This window comes from Nostoc sp. LPT, assembly GCF_017115165.1.
Classification (GTDB): domain Bacteria; phylum Cyanobacteriota; class Cyanobacteriia; order Cyanobacteriales; family Nostocaceae; genus Nostoc.
This window is the reverse complement of the sequence record NZ_JABXKF010000077.1, coordinates 1-9577: the sequence shown is the minus strand read 5'-3', so window position 1 is coordinate 9577 and position 9577 is coordinate 1. Positions and strand designations below refer to the sequence as shown.

General features: G+C 40.5%; 11 protein-coding genes and 2 pseudogenes. 12 read left to right on the top strand and 1 reads right to left on the bottom strand.

Annotated features, from left to right (window positions below; translation table 11 throughout):
• Window positions 1-24 precede the first annotated feature (24 nt).
• Entirely contained in the window at window positions 25-1440 is a 1416-nt protein-coding gene (locus HWQ58_RS16685; RefSeq protein WP_292864617.1) for an IS4 family transposase, read from the top strand.
• A gap of 22 nt (window positions 1441-1462) precedes the next feature.
• Here HWQ58_RS16685 and HWQ58_RS16680 read toward each other — a convergent pair whose 3' ends face one another.
• On the bottom strand, window positions 1463-1660 hold the full coding sequence (locus HWQ58_RS16680) for a hypothetical protein (RefSeq protein WP_292864631.1): 198 nt from the start codon (window positions 1658-1660) through the stop codon (window positions 1463-1465).
• Between HWQ58_RS16680 and HWQ58_RS16675 the strand changes: the two genes are divergently transcribed.
• The 11 genes and pseudogenes from HWQ58_RS16675 to HWQ58_RS16620 form a co-directional block, all read left to right on the top strand.
• Complete coding sequence (locus HWQ58_RS16675) at window positions 1566-2438, top strand: MFS transporter (protein ID WP_292864626.1); 873 nt, start codon at window positions 1566-1568, stop codon at window positions 2436-2438. The two genes, HWQ58_RS16680 and HWQ58_RS16675, sit on opposite strands and share 95 nt — an antisense overlap.
• A gap of 21 nt (window positions 2439-2459) precedes the next feature.
• Complete coding sequence (locus HWQ58_RS16670; protein WP_292864614.1) at window positions 2460-2756, top strand: transposase; 297 nt, start codon at window positions 2460-2462, stop codon at window positions 2754-2756.
• Window positions 2756-3157: a hypothetical protein gene (locus HWQ58_RS38465; RefSeq protein WP_366838084.1), complete on the top strand. Its 402-nt coding sequence runs from the start codon at window positions 2756-2758 to the stop codon at window positions 3155-3157. The genes HWQ58_RS16670 and HWQ58_RS38465 overlap by 1 nt, the downstream gene beginning before the upstream one ends.
• 36 nt (window positions 3158-3193) lie before the next feature.
• A pseudogene (locus tag HWQ58_RS38460) lies at window positions 3194-4278 on the top strand (ISAs1 family transposase).
• Window positions 4279-4523: 245 nt separating this feature from the next.
• Window positions 4524-5726 carry an IS4 family transposase gene (locus HWQ58_RS16650; RefSeq protein ID WP_292864605.1) on the top strand — a complete coding sequence of 401 codons (1203 nt, stop codon included), beginning with the start codon at window positions 4524-4526 and terminating at the stop codon, window positions 5724-5726.
• A gap of 147 nt (window positions 5727-5873) precedes the next feature.
• Window positions 5874-6140, top strand: a complete 267-nt coding sequence (locus tag HWQ58_RS16645; protein WP_292864629.1) for a hypothetical protein — start codon at window positions 5874-5876, stop codon at window positions 6138-6140.
• A 293-nt stretch (window positions 6141-6433) separates the two neighbouring features.
• Window positions 6434-7342: a hypothetical protein gene (locus HWQ58_RS16640; RefSeq protein ID WP_292864602.1), complete on the top strand. Its 909-nt coding sequence runs from the start codon at window positions 6434-6436 to the stop codon at window positions 7340-7342.
• Window positions 7343-7478: 136 nt separating this feature from the next.
• Window positions 7479-8033: a hypothetical protein gene (locus HWQ58_RS16635; RefSeq protein WP_292864600.1), complete on the top strand. Its 555-nt coding sequence runs from the start codon at window positions 7479-7481 to the stop codon at window positions 8031-8033.
• Between the two features lie 266 nt (window positions 8034-8299).
• The gene (locus HWQ58_RS16630) at window positions 8300-8572 is read left to right on the top strand and encodes a hypothetical protein (RefSeq protein ID WP_292864598.1); all 273 of its coding nucleotides are present in this window, start codon (window positions 8300-8302) and stop codon (window positions 8570-8572) included.
• A gap of 138 nt (window positions 8573-8710) precedes the next feature.
• Window positions 8711-8980: a hypothetical protein gene (locus HWQ58_RS16625; protein ID WP_292864620.1), complete on the top strand. Its 270-nt coding sequence runs from the start codon at window positions 8711-8713 to the stop codon at window positions 8978-8980.
• Window positions 8981-9148: 168 nt separating this feature from the next.
• Window positions 9149-9523, top strand: a pseudogene (locus tag HWQ58_RS16620) (hypothetical protein); the annotation flags it as partial.
• Window positions 9524-9577 lie beyond the last annotated feature (54 nt).

The window sequence follows — 9577 nt, the reverse complement described above, 5'->3', positions numbered from 1 at the left end:
TAGGTAGGAAAAGCTTACTCGTTCATGAAATACTTTCAAAAAGACGAGCAAGCAAACATCATAAATACTACTGTGACACTACGAGTACAAATCCTCAAGGATAAATTTAATTCATCTCTGGGACTACCTTTTAAAGAATTATTGCCGGAATCTGCAATAAAACTTGCAATCTCTGAGCTAAAAATCAAATATAAAAAACGGTTGTTTGACCCATTCGTAACTTTATGGGCATTTTTATCTCAAGTATTAGATACAGACAAAACTTGCCATAATGCTGTGAGTAAAATAATTGCACATTTGGCTGAGTCAGAAGTAGAAGTTCCCTCAACAGATACGAGTGCTTACTGCCAAGCACGGGCAAGATTACCAGAAAAATTGTTAGAAAAAGTTTTCAATTATTCAGCACAAAAACTGGAAGAGAAAGTAACCCAAGAACATCTATGGTGTGGTCGAAATATTTTAGTGATAGACGGCTCGACGGTTTCTATGCCTGACACTGTAGAAAACCAAAAAAAATACCCACAACCCAGTAGTCAAAAGCCGGAATGTGGATTCCCAATTGCCAAAATTGGTGTGATATTCAGTTTAGTAACGGGAGCTGCCGTTGCCTTGTGCATAGATGTTCTGAACACTCATGATATTAAATTAGCTAGAAAACTATACAGTTTTCTCAAACCTAATGATGTGCTTGTAGGGGATAGAGCTTTTTGTGCTTACGCCGATATGTTTACTATCAAAAAGTTTAATTGTGATGCCGTGTTTCGTAAACATCAATCTCGCACAACAACTATGCAAAAAGGTAAAATTGTTGGAGATTGCGACAAATTAGTTACTTGGTATAAGCCTAAAACTTGCCCAAAAGGATTGGATAAAGATGAATTTAATGCTTTACCTCCTTCCATAACTGTGCGAGAGATTTACTATTATATTGTTATTCCTGGTTTTTGGACTCAACAAATTAGCTTAATTACCACTCTTTTAGATGAAGCAACTTATTCTACTCTGGCAATTGTTGGGCTTTACGGCCAACGCTGGGATGTTGAACTAGATTTAAGACATCTCAAAACTACCTTGGGTATGGATATTCTGCGATGTCAAACACCCTCGATGATCCGCAAAGAAATTTACGTTTTTTTACTGGCTTATAATCTACTTCGTAGCTTAATGTGGTCGGCTGGAACTATTTACAGTACTCCTCCAAATCGACTATCGCTGCAAGGTACTCGCCATCATTTAATTAACTTTATTCCCAAATTATTAGCTGCTTCTGATCAAAAACGTCTCCAAATTTATCGCACTTTACTTAAAGTTATTGCTCATAAGGGTGTTCCAGAACGCCCAGGTCGTAGTGAACCACGAGTTCGTAAACGTCGCCCCAAAATTTATCCCTTGATGACCAAACCCCGGAATGAATTACGTAAACAATTGCAAACTGCTTAATTGATAAGCATTTCCGCTTTTCTTAGTGCCATTCGATAATGGTTTCCTGAATCACCCACATCTGTAGAATGCGAATATTTACCTTAATCTGGTTTGGCCAGCTTGTATCATTTATCGGCTCTGGACTGACTCGATTTGCTTTAGGTGTCTGGGTATACCGAAATACCGGGTCAGTCACGCAATTTGCCCTGATTTCTTTGTTCGCAATACTGCCAAGCATCTTGTTATCACCCTTAGTCGGTGTGCTTGTAGATCGCTGGAACCGACGCACTTGCATGATACTTAGCGATGCTGGAGCCGGACTGAGTACGCTAGCTATTGTGCTGTTGCTCTTGGTTGGTCGGCTTGAAGTCTGGCATATCTACTTAGTTGTAGGAGTTAGTTCGACCTTTAACGCTTTCCAGTGGCCAGCCTATGCTGCTGCAACTACAATGCTTGTCCCAAAGCAACACCTTGGTCGTGCCAGTGGTATGGTGCAATTTGCAGAGGCAACTTCACGGCTGCTTGCACCGATGTTAGCAGGTGTGCTGGTTGTGACTATTCAGATTCAGGGCATCATCCTGATCGACTGCGTTACTTTTCTCTTTTCCCTGGTGACGCTGCTACTCGTCCGATTCCCTCAGCCGAAAACTACCGCAGAGAATGAAGTGAAGAAAAGTTGGCAACTGCGGGAGTTCACCTATGGGTGGACATACATCACTGCTCGACCGGCACTACTGGGATTGTTGATTTTTTTTGCTGCCATTAATTTCTTAATCGGAGTTGTCAGCGTACTAGTTACACCACTGGTATTAGCCTTTGCTGCGGCTAATGTACTGGGTACGGTGCTGTCCATTGGTGGAAGCGGTATGTTGGTTGGTGGTCTAGTGATGAGCGTTTGGGGCGGCCCCAAGAACCGTATCCTTGGTGTGTTTGGTTTTACGCTATCAGGTGGACTCTCTATAGAACCCATTTGGTATCTTTTAGGCGACCAAGTAGAATCAATAGAAATAGGTTGATTCAAGCAGTGAGGGTTGAAAATGGGGTATTCAAGCGACGTGACAGACAAAGAGTGGGAAATTATTGAGCCATTATTGCCGACTAAGAAAAAAACTAGACCCCCTTTGTGGACAAAGCGGCAAATTCTTGACGGTGTATTTTATCAACTCAAGAATGGTTGCAATTGGGCTGATTTACCTAAAGATTTTCCGCCCTATTCTACTGTATTCTGGCATTACAAGCATTGGTGCGGCGAGGGTATTCTTGACAATATTATGACCAATTTGCATGGCAGGGCGCGCGAACAAGTAAAAAAAAACCGCAGTGGACAACCCTAATAATAATTGACTCGCAAGCAGTAAAAAACACTTGTAATGCTAGCGTTGAATCCAAAGGGTTCTGTTTTTACAAAGCAACAAATGGGATCAAAAGACATCTAGCAGTTGATATACTAGGCTTTCCCTTCTTTACACACTGTACTAAAGCCAGTGTATCTGATGACCTTGGGTTGATTGAGATGCTCTCAATTAACATCGATTATTTCAAATCCAAACCGATTGAGCTACCTAAGATTACAATCTTGATAGATCATGGCTATCATCCTGATAAACTTACTCAAGCGTTAGAGCAGATTTATCCTCAAATAATGAGCAAAATCCAATTTGAACTTTCAGCCAAGCCATCGAAAGCCGAAAAGGAGCAGGGCTATTTCATTCTAAAAGAAGGCGCAATGTGGTAAAATCCAGCGAAAATTATACTTAAAGCATCTACTACTGTGTCTGAAATCGAAATTATCAAAGCTTTTGCAGAGATAAAAGACCCCCGTCGCCGCGCTGGACAGCGACATAATCTTCCATTATGCCTGGCACTCTTTACACTGGCGATCGCCGCAGGAAATGAAGGATTTTTAGCAATTGGAGATTGGATTTCAAGCTACCGCGAGCAGTTAATTGACCTTTTTAAACCCCCAAAAAATAGGCTACCTTCTTACAGTACAGTGCGTCGTAGTTTATTACACATAAATTACCAAGAATATTCCGTATGCCTTACGAATTTCTTTGAGATCAAACCAGTTCCTGGAGAAACTGTTGCTATGGATGGTAAAGTTCTCAAAGGCTCATATCAAGTAGAAAATGATAATCCCTATTCTGATTCCCACCCAGCAATTATGTTGGTCAGCGCTTACCTTGTGGAGCGAGGATTAATTTTGGAGCCTTGTGAAGTTGATGCCAAAAGCAACGAAATTAAAGCTTTACCGGAATTGATTGAGAAACTTGCTCTCAAGGGAGTTGTTTTTGCATTTGATGCTATTAATACCCAAAAAAAACTTGCCAGTTAATTGTAGAAAGTGGGAATAATTATATCGGTGCTTTAAAAGGCAATCAATCGGGTTTGTTTAAAGATGTAAAAAATAATTTTATACCAGAATTTACTTGTCAGCACATAAGTAAAGGGCATGGTAGAGTCGAAAAACGTCAAGTGAGTATTTGTCAAACACTTGATGGGATTCGTTCTTGGCCTGGGCTTAAGACTTTGATTCAAGTCAAATCAGAGCGTCAGGTTTTCACACATAATGTAATTGAAGTCACCACCCAGACTCGTTACTACATTTCATCTTTAAGTGAAAATGCTCAAGAAATAGCTGAACGAATCAGAGGATATTGGGGTGTTGAGAATAAAGTTCACTACGTTCGGGACGTTACACAAGGTGAAGATGCGTCTAGAATTCGCACTACCCCCCTGACTCAAATTTTTGCACTTGCTCGCAATTTTACACTCAATTTATACCGCAGCAATATGTTTGAAAATATGGCACAAGCTCGAATGGCACTAAGAAAAGCTCTAAGTTATGCAGAATAAGCACTACAGCTTCTAAGTCTACTGATCGATGAAGCAGTGAAGAAATGGGTAGGTGCGATCGCTTCGCTGTGACTTGCTGCCCATAGCTGAATGGATGGAGCGATCGTGTACGGGTTGTAAGCTAATCAGCATTTAAGTTGCATAAAAGCAGGGCTGAAGCCCTTACTACAAGCGAATCATTCTGGAAAAATGAATGACGATTAGCTTACCAAAGCTTTTCTGAAATAGAAAAAGCTTACTCGTTCATGAAATACTTTCAAAAAGACGAGCAAGCAAATATAACTATTACTACTGTGACACTGCGAGTACAAATCCTCAAGGATAAATTTGGTCAGAGTTTGGGATTACCATTTAAAGAACTGTTACCATCCCCTGTAATTGAGCAAGCTCTGGCAGAGCTAAACATTAAATACAAGAAACGATTATTTGACCCAATAGTAACATTATGGGCATTTTTGTCTCAGGTTTTAGATGCAGATAAAAGTTGCCATAATGCAGTGAGTAAAATAATTGCACAACTGGCAGGAGAAGAGGTAGAAATTCCCTCAACTGATACAAGCGGCTATTGCCAAGCTAGGGCAAGACTACCAGAGAAATTACTAGAACAACTTTTTGGCAAGGTGGCACAAAGTCTAGAAGAGAAAGTGACAACAGAATATTTATGGTGTGGTCGAAACGTGAAAGTGATAGATGGGTCTACAGTATCAATGCCTGATACTGTAGAGAACCAAAAAGTGTACCCTCAACCAAGTAACCAAAAACCTGGATGTGGATTTCCAATAGCGAAAATTGGTGTGATATTTAGTTTAGCAACAGGAGTCGCTGTTGCTCTATGTATCGATGTTCTGAACACCCACGATATTAAATTAGCGAGAAAGCTATATGAGTTCCTTAATCCATTGGATATTCTTTTGGGAGATAGAGCCTTTTGCGCTTATGCTGATTTAATTGCTATTAAAAAAATTGATTGTGATGCAGTATTCCGTAAACACCAATCCCGAAAAACATCAATGCGTCAAGGTAAAATTGTCGGCGATTGTGACAAGTTAGTTACTTGGTACAAACCTAAAACATGCCCAAAAGGATTGAGTAAGGAGGAATTTGATACTTTACCTCAAACCATAACTGTGCGAGAAATTTACTATTACATTGTTATCCCTGGTTTTCGTACTCAACGAGTCAGCTTAATCACTACTCTCTTAGATAAAACAACTTATTCTACTCTGGCAATTGTTGGGCTTTACGGTCAGAGGTGGGATGTTGAGCTAGATTTAAGACATCTCAAAACTACCTTGGGTATGGATATTTTACGCTGTAAAACTCCTTCAATGGTACGCAAAGAAATTTATGTTTATTTACTTGCTTACAATCTACTTTGTGGTTTGATGTGGTCAGCAGGTACTACTTACGGGGGAGCAACGCGAAAAAGTGAGATCCTCGTGAAATAGGCAGGGGGGGCAGGGGGAGCAGGGGGAGTAAAGAAAAATTAGTAATTTTTGCTACTAGAATCTTCTAAAATATACTTGATTTCTTTCTCTCCCCCTGCCTCCCTTGCCTCCCCTGCCTCCCCTGCTTGCCTACCTCACAAAATCGCATTGCTCCCTACTTACGGTACTCCCCCGTTACGCCTGTCACTGCAAGGTACTCGTCATCATTTAAATAACTTTATTCCCGAATTATTAGCAGCAATTTCAACAAAACGTCTCCAAATTTACCAAACTTTACTTAAAGTTATTGCTCACAAAGCTGTCAGCGATCGCCCCGGTAGAAGTGAACCACGAGTCCGTAAACGTCGCCCAAAAATTTACCCCTTGATGACCAAACCCCGGCACGAATTACGAAATATTTTGCAAAGTGCTTAAACCACAAGCGTTTCGGCTTTTCTTAGTGCCATTCGGGCATACTCTTCAAGGTCAGAAACGCTGATGAGTTATGGGAAAACGACCCCAAGACTTACTATTGGCGGTGTGGCGATGGAGTCCAGTATTGGAGTGTAAAAGAGGCTGTAGAGATGCTATCCAGGGCAACTGCTCCGATTGAGCTGCCGCAAGTTCGTCCGGAGTTGATAGCAGCGTAAGTGAAATGGTGGGTTTTAATGCCCACCATGTAACCATAACCAACCCTTGTAAAATAAAACACAGTTCGCTCTTACAAAATGACCCAACAACCTCACCAACCTCACGACAAATTTGCCAAGGAATTTTTAGAAGAGCTACTGGCTCCTTTGGGTGAAGTGAAAATTAACAAGGAAGTAACAGATGCAACAAGATTTGTAGATGTATTATTTTTACCTTCCCCACAAGCCCAAGCGGAAAATCTAGGATTGCTGGGAAGAATTGCTCTACTCAATACAACGCTACTGGAACCATTTCGGAATCAGCCCAGCAGGACGGAAGTACGTAACTGTTTCATGAAGTTGTTCACTGTGATTGCGGATTCTCAGCGCAAAGCCAAAAGAGAAGAAACTACCATTAGCGAAGATAATTTAGCTCGTTTGTGGATTTTGACACCTAGTGCTTCAGCCTCTCTGTTAGCAGATTTAGAGGTTAAGCTAGACTTAGAAAAGTGGATGACTGGAGTTTACTTTTTCCAGAAATGTTTTAGAGGGGCGATACTTGCAATTAATGAGTTACCCGTCACCGAAGAAACTTTATGGTTCAGGCTTTTAGGACGGGGAGCAGTGCAACAGCAAGCAGTAAGTGAACTGGTTGCCCTTCCACCGGAGAATATTGTCCGCCGTAATGTTCTTGAAATGGTTTACAGGTGGCGTATAAGCGTGATGACACAAACCGATTTAACTGAAGAAGATCAGGAGTTAATTATGAATTTAACAGAAGCTTATCAAGAAGCAAGAGCGCAAGCGGTACAGGAGGGAGTGGAGCAAGAACGCCGTCAGGTTGTAGAAAACTTGTTGAGATTCAGATTTGGTTCTGTGGATGAAGAACTCTCAAGAGTAGTTAATACTTTGTTGCAGTTATCACCAGATGACTTTGCAAGATTTTTACTGGAATTGTCTAGTTTATCCCGTGAAGAGTTGTTAGTAAGATTTAATTCACACGAATAACCTGTAACTATAAATAATTAGTAATAAAAAGCGCTTTTGTGAAATCAAGAGCGCTGTTTTATTGGCTCTAAGCTTCACATAGCACAATTAAACGGCTTCGCCAATGCAAAAGTGAAAATGCTTTTGGTACAAACAAATGAACCCTCAAGAAAATGCTGAACTACTTGCTGCCTTAATGCGTCAAGAAGAGTTATTAAAGCAGTTAGTTGCAGCAATCAATAAACCGAAACTAGGATTACATTCTGAAGCTGGCAGTTCCAAAATTTACTGCAATCGTCAGCACGGGGGACTGTGGTACACACTAAATGGTGAACCGAGTGATGTCCCTCAAACTGCGCTGACTGGATACCTTAAAGAACTGCGGTTTGAAAATACAGAACGCCGCAAAAAAGAAACCTGCAAGTTGCTAATAACTATGCAAGCAGACCGGACGTATATCTTAGAATCCGGTTATGATACTCACTTTTCTAAAAGCTTGTTAACCGTGATCGCAACTCTTACTCCAGAACAACTATATTCTCCCATCACACTACAGCCTACTCCGGGGACGACAGATGAAAATGTGTTGTTCTGTCGGGTATGGGTAGAGTCGGAATTAGTGATGGCATCCTACAACGAGCAAACAGAGTGGCGAGAGGTCAGTAAACAGGCTTTAGCTGTAACAAAAGCAGCAAATGAGATAGCGTTTTAACGAAGTCGGAAATAGGAAGTCTGAAGTCGGAAGTGAAGACAACGATTTCCAAATAAAGGGGTCAAAATTCCCATCCCCAATGCCAAAGCTCCTAATGATAAAGGGGTTTAAAATCACATGAAAAACTGTACTTCCGACTTCCGAACTACGACTTCCGACTTTGTTTTAACTCGTTGTAAACAGGGTTTGGGCAACTGTAATTAGAAGCTGCTCAAGCCTTGTCTACAGCTAATACATGCTGTTTACCTATTCACCAATAACAAGAAATGACAACAACAATCGTTCACCCTAGTATCGAAAACTTACAGCAGTTTTCTGATTCGTTCGACATTGAGAAACTATTGCAATCTGAAGGAGTTTTGCCGTGGCTTTTAGCAAATGGCTGGAAGCACGATGATGAATCTTGTTTGATTGCAAACATTATCGATGAGTCTACAAGTCTTGATGACGTTTGGGACTCTGAAGAGTTTGATTTTAACGCCTTATCAGATGAATCAAAGGAAAAAATAAATCTGATTTTCGAGCATTTATATCTGTAATCTTCTGTCACTCTCAATCAATAATTAACGCAAAGTTAACGAATTATGCGTGAAAAACTCTACAGTCAGATTTAATCAGCCTGACTGTAGAGAAAATCGATTCCACGATAAATTATGGCACACTTCACTGCTAATAAGATGGAATTAAATTTGATTAAGGTTTACGACACAACGCTATTAAGCTCATCGAAGGTTTACCAAATCAACGGTACACTTTCCCGATATTTGGGTGATGAAGGTACTATAAAACATCCACAATATTTATTTTTACCTCTGCCAAATCAAAAGAAGAAAGCCAGTTTTCGGCTAAATCGCAACAAACTTATGACTCGTTGTTATGAGGTCGAAGGCATGGTCTATGAGAAGCCTGCGGTACAGGATAATTCACAGCAACTTCAGCTATTTTAAGCCATGTCCATACATAAACCACCAGTCATTAAAAGACATATTAGGTTACAAAATAGCTCTATAAAAGTAATCTATAGAGCTACTACAGACATTCGCTCTCTTGAGAAATACTCACAAAGAAAGCTTCGCTTAATTTGAAGTGAAAAATAATGATTGAGGTCAATAATCATGGTACAAGCAATCGACAACACTATCGCTGCAAATTTTCTAACTGATGCAGTAGTCGAACGCCACAATTTCTCACAGTTAAATAAAACCCGCATTAGATTTCGCATTCAGCTAAAGAAAAGTACAAAATCTGCCGCTCCTAAATGGGCAGATGTCTTAAAAGCTGAAGTCTCTGAAATTGAATCAGACCTCGTTAAAGTTACAAATTCCGAAGTTGGGTTACGCGGAATCAAGGTTTTTAAAAAGCTTGATGAGGCTGCTGCCCAACTGAGGCAAGAGATTGCTTCTGTTCAAGAGTGGATGAGTAGTGATACTGGTGATTGGATTTGTCCGATTGATTTGGCTCCACTTGTTTGGAGCCAACTGCTTAATATCAATACCTTAGCCAAAATAAGAGGATGAAGAGAGAGGTCCGGTGTAATAGAGTTA